The sequence below is a fragment of the Hydrogenophaga taeniospiralis genome, from assembly GCF_020510445.1.
Classification (GTDB): domain Bacteria; phylum Pseudomonadota; class Gammaproteobacteria; order Burkholderiales; family Burkholderiaceae_C; genus Hydrogenophaga.
Map to the genome: position 1 here is coordinate 1,552,152 of NZ_JAHBAG010000001.1, position 14,369 is coordinate 1,566,520.

Sequence of the window (14,369 nt, forward strand, 5' to 3'; positions counted from 1 at the left end):
GCGCGGTTTACTGGAACGCCACTTCGGCAAAGCTGCGCAGCTTGCGGCTGTGCAACTGGTCGGGACCGCCTTCGCGCAGGCGGTCGATGGCGCGGATGCCGATGCGCAGGTGCTGGTCCACGCGCTCGCGGTAGAAGTGGTTGGCCATGCCGGGCAGCTTGATCTCGCCGTGCAGCGGCTTGTCGCTCACGCACAGCAGGGTGCCGTAGGGCACGCGGAAGCGGAAGCCGTTGGCGGCGATGGTGGCGCTTTCCATGTCCAGCGCGACCGCGCGCGATTGCGAGAAGCGGCGCTGGGGCTTGTTGTCGGGCAGCAGTTCCCAGTTGCGGTTGTCGGTGCTGGCCACGGTGCCGGTGCGCATGATGCGCTTGACTTCGGCCGGCGGCACGCCGGTCACGTCGGCCACGGCGGCTTCGAGCGCGAGCTGGATCTCGGCCAGCGCGGGGATCGGCACCCACAGCGGCAGTTCTTCGTCCAGCACATGGTCTTCGCGCACGTAGGCGTGGGCCAGCACGTAGTCGCCGAGCTGCTGGGAACTGCGCAGGCCGGCGCAGTGGCCGATCATGAGCCAGGCGTGCGGGCGCAGCACGGCGATGTGGTCGGTGATGGTCTTGGCGTTGGCCGGGCCGACACCGATGTTGACCATGGTGATGCCGCTGCGGTCGGCGCGGATCAGGTGGTAGCCCGGCATCTGCGGCAGCCGCGGCGGGGCGGTGCCCAGTTCGTCGTTGGGCTCGGCCGGCAGGCCGGCGCGGCGCATCACCACGTTGCCCGGCTCCACGAAGGCGATGTACTCGCTGTCGGGCCGGGCCATCTCGGCGTGGCCCAGGCGGATGAACTCGTCGATGTAGAACTGGTAGTTGGTGAACAGCACGAAGTTCTGGAACCACTCGGGCGCGGTGCCGGTGTAGTGGCGCAGGCGCTGCAACGAGTAGTCCACACGCGGCGCGGTGAACAGCGAGAGCGGGTGCGCTTCACCGGGGCGCGGCTCGTGCGTGCCGTTGGCGATGCCGTCGTCCATCACGGTCAGGTCGGGCAGGTCGAACACGTCGCGCATGAGCGCGCGGCGCTCCGGGCCCATGCTGCCTTCCACGTGGTCGTGCTCGGCGAAGGAGAAGTGGATCGGGATGGGCTGCGCGCTGGTGCCCACCTCCAACTCGCCGCCGTGGTTGGCCAGCAGCAGGCGGAACTGCTCCAGGTAGTAGTCGCCGTACAGGTCGGGCCGGGTGAGCGTGGTCTCGAAGCGGCCGGGGCCGGCCACGAAGCCGTAGCTCAGTCGGTTCACCGGCGGGCTGTGGGGCGCGCTGTTCTTGCGCGAGACGCTGTGGGTGTGCAGCCGGACGTAGGGGTAGCAGGCCCGCACGTGGGCGTGCGCGAAGTCGCCACCGGAGACGAAATCGCGCATGGTCTGGCGCAGAAAGTCCACGCTGTCCTGGTAGATGCGCTGCACCTGGGCCAGCGCCTGGGCCGGGTCGCGGTAGAACATCGGGGCGGTAAAGTCGGGTGTCTTGTGCATGGCGCTATTGTGGCGCCGCACCGTGTCGGCCCGCCGGGCCGGCACCATGCCCCTACCGATCCGGAGCCTTGATGACCGATACCGCCGCAACGGCGCTGCTGAATGGCAACGGGTGGTCCAGCGCTGCGGCCACACTGGCCGCGGCGCTGGGCTGCTGATCGGCATCGAGCGCGAGCGCAGAAAAGGCGAGGGACCGGGTCGTGCGCTGGCCGGGCTGCGCACCTTCGCGCTGGTCTGCGTCACCGGTGCGGCGGCGGCGCTCACGCAGACCAGCGGTCTGGTGGTGGCTGGCGCGTTTTCGTGGCGGCGCTGGGGGTGGTGGCCTACTGGCGCGACCGCCGCGACGACCCGGGCGTGACCACCGAGGTGGCGCTGCTGCTGACCTACCTGATCGGCGTGCTGTGTGTCTGGAGCCTGCCGCTGGCGGCCGCGCTGGCCACCGGGTTGACCGCGTTGCTGGCCGGGCGCGAGCGTCTGCACAGCTTCGCGCGCCACTGGCTGCGCCCGGCCGAGGTGCGCGACGGCATCGTGCTGGCCGCGCTGGTGCTGATGGCGCTGCCCTGGATGCCCGACCGGCCGCTGTGGGGCCCGGTGCTCAACCCGCACACCCTGGTCCAGCTGCTGGCGCTGCTGCTGGCGGTGCAGGCACTGGCCCACCTGAGCCGCCGGCTGTTGCAGGCCCGTGACGCGGTGACGCTGTCGGCGCTGGCCTCGGTCTTTGTATCGAGCACGGCCACCATCGCCACACCGCGGTGCGCCGGAGGCGGCCGGCGCCGCCGAACCCGCGGCGCCGGCCGACGGCGCGCCGCGACCCGACGATGAAGAGCGAATGTTCAGCCTGAAGGGGGCGGCCGCGGTGGCCGCGCTGCTCTCGGGTGTTCAGGCGATGGTGCACGGGCTCAGCCTCTGGCTGGGTTCTGCCGGGCTGCTGGCCGGTACCGTGTTGGGCGCGCTGGTCGAGCTGCATTCGACGCTGGCGGCGGTGTTCGCCACCACCCTGCCCACGTCCGACGGCGCCGCGATACGGGCCGTGATGCTGGCGCTGGCGGTGCATGCGCTGAGCAAGAGCGTCACCGCGGGCCTGGTGGGCGGTGTGCGCTACCTGGCCTGGCTGGCACCGGGGCTGTGGGCGCACACCGCGCTGGGCATCGCCTTTCTGTACGGGATGTGAGCGATTCGAAGGCTACGCGGCCCCCTCGGGGGGCAGCGACCCGCGCAGCGGTGGAGCGTGGGGGTCAGCAGATTCGCCGCCGGGCCGCCCCAAGGCGAAGCGGCCCCCTCGGGGGCAGCGACCCGCGCAGCGGTGGAGCGTGGGGGTCAGTTCTTCACGGGCTCGCGCATGGTCACGAACTCTTCTGCCGCCGTGGGGTGGATGCCGATGGTGCTGTCGAACACGGCCTTGGTGGCGCCGGCCTTCATGGCCACGGCAAAGCCTTGCACGATCTCGCCGGCCTCCGCGCCCACCATGTGCAGGCCCACCACGCGGTCGCTTGCGCTGTCCACCACCAGCTTCATGAGCGTGCGCTCGCTGCTGCCGGAGAGCGTGTGCCTGAGCGCCTTGAACTCGCTGCGGAACACCGTGATCTGGCCGAATGTCTCGCGCGCGGCGGCCTCGGTGTAGCCCACGGTGCCGATGTTGGGGTGGGTGAAGACGGCGGTGGGGACGAACTCGTAGCTCATCTCGCGCGCGGGCTTGCCGGCCACCGGGCCGAGCACCTGGTCCACCACCACCATGGCCTCGCCCAGCGCCACCGGCGTGAGCTGCATCCGGTTGGTCACGTCACCCACGGCGTAGATCGAGGGCACGTTGGTCCGGTAGTGCGCATCGACCACGATCTCACCTTGCGCGCCCTGGGCCAGACCCACGGTCTCCAGCCCCAGCCCCGCCACGTTGGGCACGCGGCCGGTGGCGTAGAGCACGGCGTCGGCCAGCACCTCGCCGCCACCCTCGAGTTCCACGCGCAGGCCGTCGGCCGTGCGGTGGATGTCCACCACGCCAGCGTTCAGGCGCAGGTCCACGCCGGACTTGAGCATTTCGGCCGCGACGAAATGGCGGATCTCGTCGTCAAAACCGCGCAGCACCTGCTCGCCCCGGTAGAGCTGGGTCACGTGCGAGCCCAGGCCGTTGAAGATGGAGGCGAACTCGCAGGCGATGTAGCCCCCGCCCACCACCAGCAGGCGCTTCGGGAACGGCTCCAGGTCGAAGATGTCGTTGGATGTGATGACGTGTTCGCGACCCACGAAGTGCGGCACGTGGGGCGTGCCACCGGTGGCGATCAGGATGTTCTTGGCGGTGAAATTCTGGTGACCGGGGCTGCCGTCGGCGTTGATCGTGGCCAGGCCCACGCCGTGTTCGCCCTGCACGCGCGCAAAGCCGTCGAACACCGTCACGCCCGCGCCGCGCAGCAGGTTGCTGTAGACGCCGTTGAGGCGGCCGATTTCCTGCGCCCGGTTGGCCTTGAGCGTGGCCCAGTTCAGCGTCGGCAGGGCGGGCTTGCCGCTCGGGTCGAGGGCGCCGAATTCCCAGCCGAAGCCCAGGGACTCGTGGAAAGCGTCGGCGTAGTGCGCGGCGTAGCTGTAGAGCTTCTTCGGGATGCAGCCCACGTTCACGCAGGTGCCGCCCAGGCCGTCGGTGCCCAGGGTCTCGGCCAGGGCCACACGGGCACCGCGCTGCGCGGCCATGCGCGCGGCGCGCACGCCACCACTGCCACCGCCGATCACGAAAAGGTCAAAGTCGAACGCGCTCATGGGTCAAACATCCCGTCTCAACACGGCCCGGGCGCCCCGGGCCTGGGGCCATCTTACGCGGCGGATGGCGGCCGTGGAGCCCCGGGGACATGCCGGTGGCCCGCCGGTGCCAAGGGGGCGGCTGCGGAGCCGGCTGCTTCGGAACGGCCGGGCGGGGCCTCATGCCCTGGCCAGCACCTCGGGGCGCAGCAGCGTGCGGCGACGCGCCATCTCGCGGCCCATGCCTGCGGTGTCGTAAGCGGCCAGCCGTTTTTTGGCTTCCGGGTAGGCGATGGCCTCCTCCAGCACGATGTGGTCGAGGTACAGGGCCTCGAACACGTCGAGTGCATGGCGCAGCTCCTGGGTGTCGAACCAGAGGTTGCCGTTGGCGGCGGCCTCCAGCGAGGGCGCGATCTGCAGCCAGTTTTCCTCCAGCCAGCCGTGGTCCTGCGTCAGGTGCTCGGCGGCTTGCACCACCTCGGGGTTCGGGCTGGTCCGCAGCGAGGGAAAGATGTGCTTTTCCTCGTCCAGGTGGTGCTGCCGGGCCTCGCCGTTGAAGTAGGTCAGCACCCGGCGCGCCTTCTCGCGGGTGGCCTGGTTCAGGCCCCCGCTCTCGATCGCGTCCACCAGCTGGTGCAACTGCCGCAGCTGCTGCTGGATCTCCCGGTGGGTGCTGTCGAGGAACTCGAAGACGGCGGTGGCGGCGATGACGGCGGACGTGGAAGCGGCGCACATGTGGAACTCCCCAAAAAGGTGGTTCCATTATGAAAACGCCACGCTGCCGCCACTTGATTTGGCGCAAACAAAAAGCCCGCCGAAGCGGGCTTCCGATGAGCTGCAAAACGCAAACCAGGCCTCCGGCGCACATGCCCGACAACCGAACCTACGGCGCACCTGCCCGACAACCAAGCCTCTGGCGCACGTGCCCGAACCCAGGATGCCGCGGAACCGGCTTCGCTGGGCCGCAGGCATCGCCCCCTTGGGGGGTGACGCCGCAGGCGGCGCAGGGGGGCAAGTCCTGCGCGGGGGGGTCAATACGTGTACACGCCCCGCCCGGTCTTGCGGCCCAGCCAGCCGGCGGCCACCATTTCCTTCAGCAGCGGCGCCGGGCGGTACTTGCTGTCGTTGAACTCGGCCATGTAGACGTTCATCACCGCCAGGCACACGTCCAGCCCGATCATGTCGGCCAGGGCCAGCGGGCCGATGGGCTGGTTGCAGCCCAGCTTCATGCCGGCGTCGATGTCTTCCGGCGTGGCCAGGCCTTCGGCGAGCACGAAGAAGGCCTCGTTGATCATGGGCACCAGGATGCGGTTGACCACGAAACCGGGCGCGTTCTTCACCGTGATGGGCGACTTGCCCAGCGCCTCGGCCAGCGCCTTGACGGCGTCGTGCGTGGCGTCGCTGGTCTGCAGGCCGCGGATGATCTCCACCAGCGCCATCATGGGCACGGGGTTGAAGAAGTGCATGCCGATGAAACGGTCGGGGCGCTGGGTGGCGGCGGCCAGCTTGGTGATACTGATCGAGCTGGTGTTGGTGGCCACGATCACCTCGGGTGCCAGCAGGCCGTCGAGCTGCTGCAGGATCTTGACCTTGAGGCCTTCGTTTTCGGTCGCGGCCTCGATCACCAGTTGCGCGCCCTTGAGGTCGTCGTAGTTCGTCGAACCCTGGATCAGCGCGAGCGCCGCGTCCTTGTCGGCGGCGGTCATCTTGTCCTTCTTGATCAGGCGGTCCAGGCTGCCGGCGATGGTGGCCAGGCCCTTGTCGACCGCGGCCTGGGCGATGTCGACCATGACCACGCGGATGCCGCTGACGGCGCAAGCCTGGGCGATGCCGTTGCCCATGGTGCCCGAGCCGATGATGCCCACGGTTTGGATGCTGCTCATGTGGTGTTCACTCCTGAAATGGCGAAAAAAGCCATTGTCGGTCCTTCGCCGCCCGGGTCCTGGGGCGCGTCGGTCCCGCAGGCGTCATGAATGCCATCTCTAGGCTGGCGCGCCTACCCGCGCGCCCGGGCCCTGTGCTACCTTGCCGCCAGTCGCTGGGCGCGGCGGTCCGGGTGACCCGCCATTGCCGCACCAGCCCCAGGAGACCCAACAACATGTACGACTACCTCATCGTGGGCGGCGGTTCCGCCGGCTGTGTGCTGGCCTCGCGCCTGAGCGAAGACCCACAGGTCCGCGTGGCCCTGCTCGAAGCCGGCCCCGCCGACAAGAGCGTGCTCATCCACTGCCCGGCCGGGCTGGCCGTGATGGCCAAGTACGAACTCAACGGCTGGGGCCTGGCCACCGTGCCGCAACCGGGCCTCAACGGCCGGCGCGGTTACCAGCCCCGAGGCAAGGTGCTGGGCGGTTCCAGCTCCATCAACGCCATGATCTACGCGCGCGGCCACGCGCAGGACTACGACGCCTGGGCCGCCGAAGGCAACCCAGGCTGGTCTTTCGCCGACGTGCTGCCGTACTTCAAGCGCGCCGAGCACAACGAGCGCGGCGCCGACGCCTGGCATGGCCAGGGCGGGCCGCTCAACGTGATGGACCTGCGTTCGCCCAATCCGTTTCTGCCCGCCTTCATCGAAGCCGGCCAGCAGGCGGGCCACCGGCTCAACACCGACTTCAACGGCCCCGAGCAGGAGGGCATTGGCCCCTACCAGGTGACGCACAAGAACGGCGAACGTTTCAGCGCGGCTAAGGCCTACCTGACGCCGCACCGGAACCGCCCGAACCTGAACGTGATCACGGACGCGCTGACCACGCGGGTGCTCACCGAGGTGGTGGACGGCCGGCCCTGCGCCGTGGGTATCGAGTACCGGCCCGATGCCGGGCGCGGCGCCTTGCAGAGCCTGCGCCTGAAGCCCGGTGGCGAGGTGGTGCTGAGCGCTGGCGCTTTCGGTTCCCCCCAGCTGCTCATGCTCTCGGGCATCGGCCCGGCGCATCACCTGCGCGAACACGGCATCGGCGTGGTGCACGACCTGCCGGGCGTGGGCGCCAACCTGCACGACCACGTGGACGTGGTGATGGTGGTCAACGCGCCCAAGGTCACCGACCTGTTCGGCCTGTCCTGGCTGGGCGTGGCGAAGATGGTCAAGGGCCTCTTTGAGTGGCGGCGCCAGCGCAGCGGCCCGCTCACCACCAACTTCGCCGAAGCCGGCGGTTTCATCAAGAGCCGTCCCGAGGAGGCGATCCCCGACCTGCAGCTGCACTTCGTGGTGGGCAAGCTGGTGGACCATGGCCGCAAGACGGTGCTGGGCCACGGGTATTCCTGCCACGTCTGCCTGCTGCGCCCCAGGAGCCGCGGCACGCTGCGCCTGGCCAGCGCCGACCCGCAGGTGGCGCCGCTGATCGACCCGGCCTTTCTGCAGGACGCGGACGACACGGCGCGCCTGGTGCGCGGCTTCAAGCGCATGCGCGAGTTGCTGCAGCAACCCGCGCTCGCGTGCCACGGCGGCGTCGAGTCCCGCGCTTCCGCCCAGGCCCAGAGCGATGCGCAGATCGAACAGTTCATCCGCAACCACGCCGACACCATCTACCACCCAGTGGGCACCTGCCGCATGGGCCCGGACGCCGGGGCGGTGGTGGACGCGCGCCTGCGGGTGCACGGCGTGGACGGTCTGCGGGTGGTGGACGCCTCGGTCATGCCCAGCGTGGTGGGTGGCAACACGAACGCGCCGGTGATCATGATGGCCGAGAAGGCGGTGGACATGATCAGAGAGGAGCACCCTCAGCGCAGCTTCGCGTCACCTCCCTGAGGGGGCAACACCTGCAGTCCGGCAAAGCCGGCCCTGCGGTGTTCTGGGTTACGCTCATCCTCCCATGTTTTCAAACCTCTTTCCCGGCGCGCGTGCCTGAACCGAGGATGCCGTGGACCGGCTTTGCCGGGCCACAGGCATCGCCCCCTGGGGGGTGACGCGAAGCGGCGCAGGGGGAGCCTCCAGATGATTCTTGAACACGCCGACATCCGCATCGACCCTGCCCGGGCCACCGACTTTGAAGCCGCCATCACCCGCGCCGCCAGCACCGTGATTGCCCTGGCCAAGGGCTTCCAGGGCTACAAGGTCAACCGCAGCATCGAGAGCCCGGGGCGCTACATCCTCACCATCTACTGGGACACGCTGGAAGACCACATGGTGGGCTTCCGCCAGTCGCCTGCGTTCGCCGAATGGCGCGCCATCGTCGGCCCATTTTTCGTTCAGTCGCCCGTGGTCGAGCATCTGGAGCTGGTCAGCAAAAGCTGACGCAGCGGGGCATTTCCGGCGAGCGTGTCTGAGCCCGGAATGCCGCGGAGCTGGCTTTGCCAGGCCGCAGGCATTGCCCCCTTGGGGGGGGTGACGCGCGCAGCGCGGCGCAGGGGGATTATCTTCGTAGTCCGGCCAGCACGACGCCGAAACCGATGAACACGCTGCCGGCCACGCGGTTGATCCACCGCGCGGCGCGCGGCCGTTGCAGCCAGCGCCGGGCATGGCTGGCCAGCCACACGTAGGTGAGCAGGCACGACACCGAGGCGCACATGCTGAGCGACACCAGCGTGGCGAACTGGGGCAGCAGGGGCTGTTCGGGCTGCACGAACTGTGGGAACAGTGCGCCAAAAAACAGGATGGCCTTGGGGTTGGTGAGCGAGACCCACAGGCCCAGGCGGAACATCTGCGCGTCGCTCGCCGGCGGCGCGTCGCCCTGGGCCGCGCTGCCCAGATCCAGCCCGTCGCGCGAGCGCAGCATGCGCACGCCCAGGTACACGAGGTAGGCCGCGCCCACCCACTTCACCAGCGTGAACAGCCAGGCCGAGGTGTGCAGGATCACGCCCAGGCCGAGGATGGAGGCGCCGGCCAGCAGCAAAAGCCCGATCTGGTTGCCCAAAGTGGAGTACAGCCCGGCGCGAAAGCCGCGCGTGGCACCGTTGCGCAGCGCCAGCAGCACGGCCGGCCCCGGGGTGGCGGCGGTGAGCCAGGTGATGAGGCTGTAGGCCAGCAGCAGTTGCAGGGTCATGGTGGTCGCGGCTGCGCCGTCAGGCGCGGGGAGCGGTCTTGCGCATCAGCGTCGATTTGCCGAACAGGCTTTCGATCAGATCGACCGCGAGCTCGGCGGTGCGGTTGCGCACATCCAGCGCCGGGTTGAGCTCCATCACGTCCAGCGAAGCCAGGCGCCCGGTGTCGGCGATCATCTCCATGCACAGCTGCGCTTCGCGGTAGGTCGGGCCGCCGGGCACGGTGGTGCCCACGCCGGGCGCGATCTCGGGGTCGAGGAAGTCCACGTCGAAACTCACGTGCAGGTGGGTGTTGTCGTCCACACCCATGAGCGCCTGCTCCATGGTGTGGCGCATGCCCATCTCGTCGATGTAGCGCATGTCGAACACCTCCAGGCCGGCTTCGTGGACCAGGCGTTTCTCGCCCGCGTCCACGCTGCGGATGCCGATCTGGCGCACCGCGCTCGCGCCGATGGCCGGGGTGGTGCCACCGATGCCGGTGAGCGGCGCCGGGCCATGCCCGCACAGCAGCGCCACCGGCATGCCGTGGATGTTGCCGCTGGGGGTGAGCGCGGCGGTGTTGAAGTCGGCGTGCGCGTCGAGCCAGAGCACACGCAGTTGGCGGCCGGTTTCGCGGCAATGCCGCGCCACCGCACTGATCGAGCCCAGACCCAGGCAGTGGTCGCCACCGAGCACGATGGGCATGCGGGCCTGTGCCAGTTCCGCCCGCACGGCCTCGTGCAGGGTCTGGTTCCACTCGACCACCTCGGCCAGGTGCCGGTAGCCCTCGGTGGGGGCCAGCCAGGGGTTGGGTGGGCCGCTCAGGTTGCCCCGGTCGAGCACGTCCAGGCCGTGGCTCTCCAGCACGCTGCGGATGCCCGCCACCCGCAGGGCTTCGGGCCCCATGGAGGCGCCGCGCGCTCCCGCACCGATGTCGGTGGGCACGCCGATGAGGCTGATGTGGTGTTGCATGGCGCTATTCTGCCGCCAACAGGCCAGTCCCCGCACGCGCGGGGGCGCCCGAGCCGAGGTGCGCGTCAGCGCATCGAGGACACGTAGGCCACGATCGCGCGCAGGTCGGCGTCCGTCATCTGCCGGGTGTTGGCCGCCATAAGCGGGTTGACGCGCGATCCGGTGCCGCTGCGGTAGTGCTGCAGGGTCTGGGTCAGGTAGGCCGTCTGTTGTCCGGCCACGCGGGCGAAGGACTCGCTGCCCCGGCCCTGTTCACCGTGGCAGCGCCAGCAGACCTTGTCGTAGTACTTCTTGCCCTCAGCCACCAGCGCCGCATCGCGCACCGGCTGTGGGTTGACGGGCTGGCGCGCGTAGTACACCGCCACGCCCAGCCGCTCGTCCACCGACATCGCCTTGATCAGCCGTTCCATGAATTCGAAACGGCGGCTGCCATCGGCGAACTGGCGCACCTGGGTCAGCAGGTAGGTCGGGTTCTGGCCGGCCAGGTTGGGCACATCGCTCTTGACGCTGTTGCCCCCATCGCCGTGGCAGTTGGCGCAGAACAGCGACACCTTCTGCCCCATGCGGGCGTAGGTTTCCAGTTGCTGCGGGTCCTGCAGGATGACGCTCAGGCGCTCTTCGATCGTGCCGGTGGGCTGGGCACCAGGGCTGGCCTGAGCGGCCGCCGCGCCGCAGACCACAGCGAGCAGCATGCCGAGCGCGGCGTGGAGGGATGGATGGATGTTCATGTATTGATAATGCTATCCACCCGGCTGGCGGGCCACTTGATACCGATCAAGCAAGCCGCTGAAAGCGGCGCGGCTTCACATATTGCGCCGGTACTGCCCGCCCACGGCGAACAGCGCGCCGGTGATCTGGCCGAGCGAGCAGCAGCGCACCGCGTCCATCAACACCTCGAACACGTTGCGGTTTTCGATCACCGCCTGCTGCAGGCGCTGCAGCATGGCCGGGGCCTCGGCCGCGTGGCGGGCGTGGAAGTCGGCCAGGCGCTGGAGCTGGCTCTGCTTTTCTGCGTCGGTGGAGCGCGCGAGTTCCAGCTTGTCCATCACCGCGTCGCCGTGCGGGTTGCGGAAGGTGTTGACGCCGATGATGGGGTATTCGCCGGTGTGCTTGAGCATCTCGTAGTGCATGCTCTCGTCCTGGATCTTGCCGCGCTGGTAACCGGTTTCCATCGCCCCCAGCACGCCGCCGCGCTCGGCGATCTTTTCGAACTCGGCCAGCACGGCTTCCTCCACCAGCTCGGTGAGCTGCTCGATGATGAAGCTGCCCTGGTTCGGGTTCTCGTTCTTCGCCAGACCCCATTCGCGGTTGATGATCAGCTGGATCGCCATCGCGCGGCGTACCGAGTCTTCGGTGGGCGTGGTGATGGCTTCGTCGAACGCGTTGGTGTGCAACGAGTTGCAGTTGTCGTAGATCGCGATCAGCGCCTGCAGCGTGGTGCGGATGTCGTTGAACTGGATCTCCTGCGCGTGCAGCGATCTGCCCGAGGTCTGCACGTGGTACTTGAGCTTCTGGCTGCGCTCGTTGGCGCCGTACTTCTCTTTCATGGCCACGGCCCAGATGCGGCGCGCCACGCGGCCCAGCACGGTGTACTCCGGGTCCATGCCGTTGCTGAAGAAGAAGCTCAGGTTGGGCGCGAAGTCGTCGATGTGCATGCCCCTCGCGAGATAGGCTTCGACGAAGGTGAAGCCGTTGCTCAGCGTGAAAGCCAACTGGCTGATCGGGTTCGCTCCAGCTTCGGCGATGTGATAGCCCGAGATCGACACCGAGTAGAAGTTGCGCACGTCGTGGTGCACGAAGTACTCGGCGATGTCGCCCATGACCTTCAATGAGAACTCGGTCGAGAAGATGCAGGTGTTCTGCCCCTGGTCTTCTTTCAATATGTCGGCCTGCACCGTGCCGCGCACGTTGGCCAGCACCCACTCGCGGATCTTCTGCGCTTCGGTGTCGGTCGGCTCGCGGCCGTTGTCGGCCTTGAACTTCTCGATGTTCTGGTCGATCGCGGTGTTCATGAACATCGCCAGGATGCTCGGCGCCGGGCCGTTGATGGTCATGGAGACCGAGGTGGCCGGGTGGCACAGGTCGAAGCCGCCGTAGAGCACCTTCATGTCGTCCAGCGTGGCGATGGATACGCCCGAATTGCCCACCTTGCCGTAGATGTCGGGCCGCGGGGCCGGGTCGGCGCCGTAGAGCGTGACCGAGTCGAAGGCGGTGGACAGGCGCTTGGCCGGCGTGCCCTCGGAGAGCAGCTTGAAGCGGCGGTTGGTGCGGAAGGCGTCGCCTTCGCCCGCGAACATGCGGGTCGGGTCCTCGCCCTCGCGCTTGAAGGCGAAGGTGCCCGCGGTGTAGGGGTAGCTGCCGGGCACGTTGTCCAGCATCAGCCATTGGAGGATCTCGCCGTGGTCCTCGTACCGCGGCAGGGCCACCTTGCGGATGGTGGTGCCCGAGAGGCTTTTGGTGGTGAGCGCGGTGCGGATTTCCTTGTCGCGGATCTTCACCACGTATTCGTCACCGGCGTAGGCCTTCTGCATGTCGGGCCACTGGGCCAGCAGCTTGCGCGCGGCCGGATCCTGCAGCAGCTCGCGTTCCTGGGCCAGGTCGATCGCGGCCTCGGCGGCCTTGGGCCGGTGGGGCTTGGCCACGCTGAGCATGCGCGCGGCCTCGCGCAGCTGCTGGATCTCGCGCGCGAGCCTGGCCTGTTCGCGCGCCTTCTTCTTGTAGCCCCGCAGCGTGTCGCTGATCTCGGCCAGGTAACGCGTGCGCGCGGCCGGCACGATGGGGCTCTGGTTGGTGCTGTGGCGCACCGCCACCTGTGGCAATCGGCCTTCGTGCAGCGGCAGGCCCAGCGCCGTCAGGCGGGTCTTGAGCGCCTGGTAGAGCGCGGTCACTCCGTCGTCGTTGAAGCGCGCGGCCATGGTGCCGAACACCGGCATCTGCTCGGCCGGGGTGGTCCAGGCCTCGCGGTTGCGTTGCACTTGCTTGGCCACGTCGCGCAGCGCGTCGCTGGCGCCCTTGCGGTCGAACTTGTTGATGGCCACGAACTCGGCGAAGTCGAGCATGTCGATCTTTTCGAGCTGGCTGGCGGCGCCGAACTCGGGGGTCATCACGTACATCGGAATGTCCACGTGCGGCACGATGGCCGCGTCGCCCTGGCCGATGCCGGAGGTCTCGACGATGATCAGGTCGAAGCCGGCCACCTTGCAGGCGGCCACCGCGTCGGGCAGGGCCGCGCTGATCTCGCTGCCGAAATCGCGCGTGGCCAGCGAACGCATGAACACGCGCTGGCCGTTGTCCGGGCAGCCATCGGGCAGCGCGGCGCGCGAAGCGCCCGGCGTGGTGGCCCAGGGAGAGATCGCGTTCATGCGGATGCGGTCGCCCAGCAGGGCGCCACCGCTCTTGCGGCGCGAGGGGTCGATGCTGATGAGGGCCACGCGCAGGCGGTCTTCCTGGTCCAGACGCAGGCGGCGGATCAGCTCGTCGGTCAGGCTGGACTTGCCCGCGCCGCCGGTGCCGGTGATGCCGAGCACCGGCACCTTTTTGCGGGCGGCCTCGGTGCGGATGGCCTCGACCAGCGCCGGGTCGAGGGGGCCGTCGCCCTGCGGTGCCGGCTTGCCTTCGTCCACCGCTGGCCGGTTCTCCAGCGCCGTGATCAGCTGCGCCAGCGCGCGCCAGTGCATTTCGCCGTGACCCTGGATGGCGCCGAGCGTGGTGGGCGCGTAGGGCGTGAGGTCCCGGTCGCAGCGCATCACCATCTCGCCGATCATGCCGGCCAGGCCCATGCGCTGGCCATCCTCGGGGCTGTAGATGCGCGCCACGCCATAGTCCTGCAGCTCCCGGATTTCGCTCGGCACGATCACCCCGCCGCCGCCGCCGAACACCTGGATGTGTTCGCCGCCGCGGCTCTTGAGCAGGTCCACCATGTACTTGAAGTACTCCACGTGGCCGCCCTGGTAGGAGCTGATGGCGATGCCCTGGGCGTCTTCCTGCAGCGCGGCGGTGACCACCTCGTCCACCGAGCGGTTGTGCCCCAGGTGGATCACTTCGGCGCCCATGCCCTGCAGGATGCGGCGCATGATGTTGATGGCCGCGTCGTGCCCGTCGAACAGGCTCGCGGCGGTGACGAAGCGCACCTTGTTCGTGGGGCGGTAGTTGGCCAGGGCCTGGTAGTCGGCGCTGAGTTGGGTCATGGCTTGTCTCTTGT

13 protein-coding genes are annotated in these 14,369 nt (G+C 68.9%); 5 read left to right on the top strand and 8 right to left on the bottom strand.

Features of this window, described 5'->3' with window-relative positions:
* Positions 1-7: 7 nt before the first annotated feature.
* Positions 8-1,516 carry an AMP nucleosidase gene (locus KIH07_RS07550; protein ID WP_226491385.1) on the bottom strand — a complete coding sequence of 503 codons (1,509 nt, stop codon included), beginning with the start codon at positions 1,514-1,516 and terminating at the stop codon, positions 8-10.
* On the opposite strand from KIH07_RS07550, the gene KIH07_RS07555 reads away from it, so the two are divergent.
* From KIH07_RS07555 to KIH07_RS07565, 3 genes are read left to right on the top strand one after another with little or no spacing between them, the layout of a single operon-like run.
* Positions 1,515-1,874, top strand: a complete 360-nt coding sequence (locus KIH07_RS07555; protein ID WP_226491386.1) for an MgtC/SapB family protein — start codon at positions 1,515-1,517, stop codon at positions 1,872-1,874. The genes KIH07_RS07550 and KIH07_RS07555 overlap by 2 nt on opposite strands.
* Entirely contained in the window at positions 1,817-2,338 is a 522-nt protein-coding gene (locus tag KIH07_RS07560; protein ID WP_226491387.1) for a hypothetical protein, read from the top strand. The genes KIH07_RS07555 and KIH07_RS07560 overlap by 58 nt, the downstream gene beginning before the upstream one ends.
* A gap of 7 nt (positions 2,339-2,345) precedes the next feature.
* Positions 2,346-2,687 carry a hypothetical protein gene (locus KIH07_RS07565; RefSeq protein ID WP_226491388.1) on the top strand — a complete coding sequence of 114 codons (342 nt, stop codon included), beginning with the start codon at positions 2,346-2,348 and terminating at the stop codon, positions 2,685-2,687.
* A 146-nt stretch (positions 2,688-2,833) separates the two neighbouring features.
* Here the strand turns inward: KIH07_RS07565 and gorA are convergent, their stop codons facing one another.
* From gorA to KIH07_RS07580, 3 genes are all read right to left on the bottom strand, one after another.
* A complete protein-coding gene (gorA, locus tag KIH07_RS07570) occupies positions 2,834-4,264 on the bottom strand; it encodes a glutathione-disulfide reductase (RefSeq protein ID WP_226491389.1) in 1,431 nt (476 codons plus the stop codon).
* A 159-nt stretch (positions 4,265-4,423) separates the two neighbouring features.
* Complete coding sequence (locus tag KIH07_RS07575; protein WP_226491390.1) at positions 4,424-4,978, bottom strand: hemerythrin domain-containing protein; 555 nt, start codon at positions 4,976-4,978, stop codon at positions 4,424-4,426.
* Between the two features lie 296 nt (positions 4,979-5,274).
* Positions 5,275-6,126 (bottom strand): 3-hydroxybutyryl-CoA dehydrogenase, encoded by an 852-nt coding sequence (locus tag KIH07_RS07580; RefSeq protein WP_226491391.1) that lies wholly within the window; start codon positions 6,124-6,126, stop codon positions 5,275-5,277.
* Positions 6,127-6,341: 215 nt separating this feature from the next.
* Between KIH07_RS07580 and KIH07_RS07585 the strand changes: the two genes are divergently transcribed.
* Together KIH07_RS07585 and KIH07_RS07590 are read left to right on the top strand one after the other, a co-directional pair.
* The gene (locus KIH07_RS07585) at positions 6,342-7,985 is read left to right on the top strand and encodes a GMC family oxidoreductase (protein ID WP_226491392.1); all 1,644 of its coding nucleotides are present in this window, start codon (positions 6,342-6,344) and stop codon (positions 7,983-7,985) included.
* Positions 7,986-8,171: 186 nt separating this feature from the next.
* Positions 8,172-8,471: an antibiotic biosynthesis monooxygenase family protein gene (locus KIH07_RS07590; protein WP_226491393.1), complete on the top strand. Its 300-nt coding sequence runs from the start codon at positions 8,172-8,174 to the stop codon at positions 8,469-8,471.
* Positions 8,472-8,589: 118 nt separating this feature from the next.
* Here the strand turns inward: KIH07_RS07590 and KIH07_RS07595 are convergent, their stop codons facing one another.
* The 4 genes from KIH07_RS07595 to icmF all read right to left on the bottom strand — a co-directional run bounded on the left by KIH07_RS07595 (position 8,590) and on the right by icmF (position 14,355).
* Complete coding sequence (locus tag KIH07_RS07595) at positions 8,590-9,219, bottom strand: LysE family translocator (RefSeq protein WP_226491394.1); 630 nt, start codon at positions 9,217-9,219, stop codon at positions 8,590-8,592.
* A gap of 19 nt (positions 9,220-9,238) precedes the next feature.
* Complete coding sequence (gene rocF, locus KIH07_RS07600; RefSeq protein ID WP_226491395.1) at positions 9,239-10,168, bottom strand: arginase; 930 nt, start codon at positions 10,166-10,168, stop codon at positions 9,239-9,241.
* Positions 10,169-10,233: 65 nt separating this feature from the next.
* Entirely contained in the window at positions 10,234-10,896 is a 663-nt protein-coding gene (locus tag KIH07_RS07605; protein ID WP_226491396.1) for a c-type cytochrome, read from the bottom strand.
* Between the two features lie 75 nt (positions 10,897-10,971).
* Entirely contained in the window at positions 10,972-14,355 is a 3,384-nt protein-coding gene (gene icmF, locus KIH07_RS07610; protein WP_226491397.1) for a fused isobutyryl-CoA mutase/GTPase IcmF, read from the bottom strand.
* Positions 14,356-14,369 lie beyond the last annotated feature (14 nt).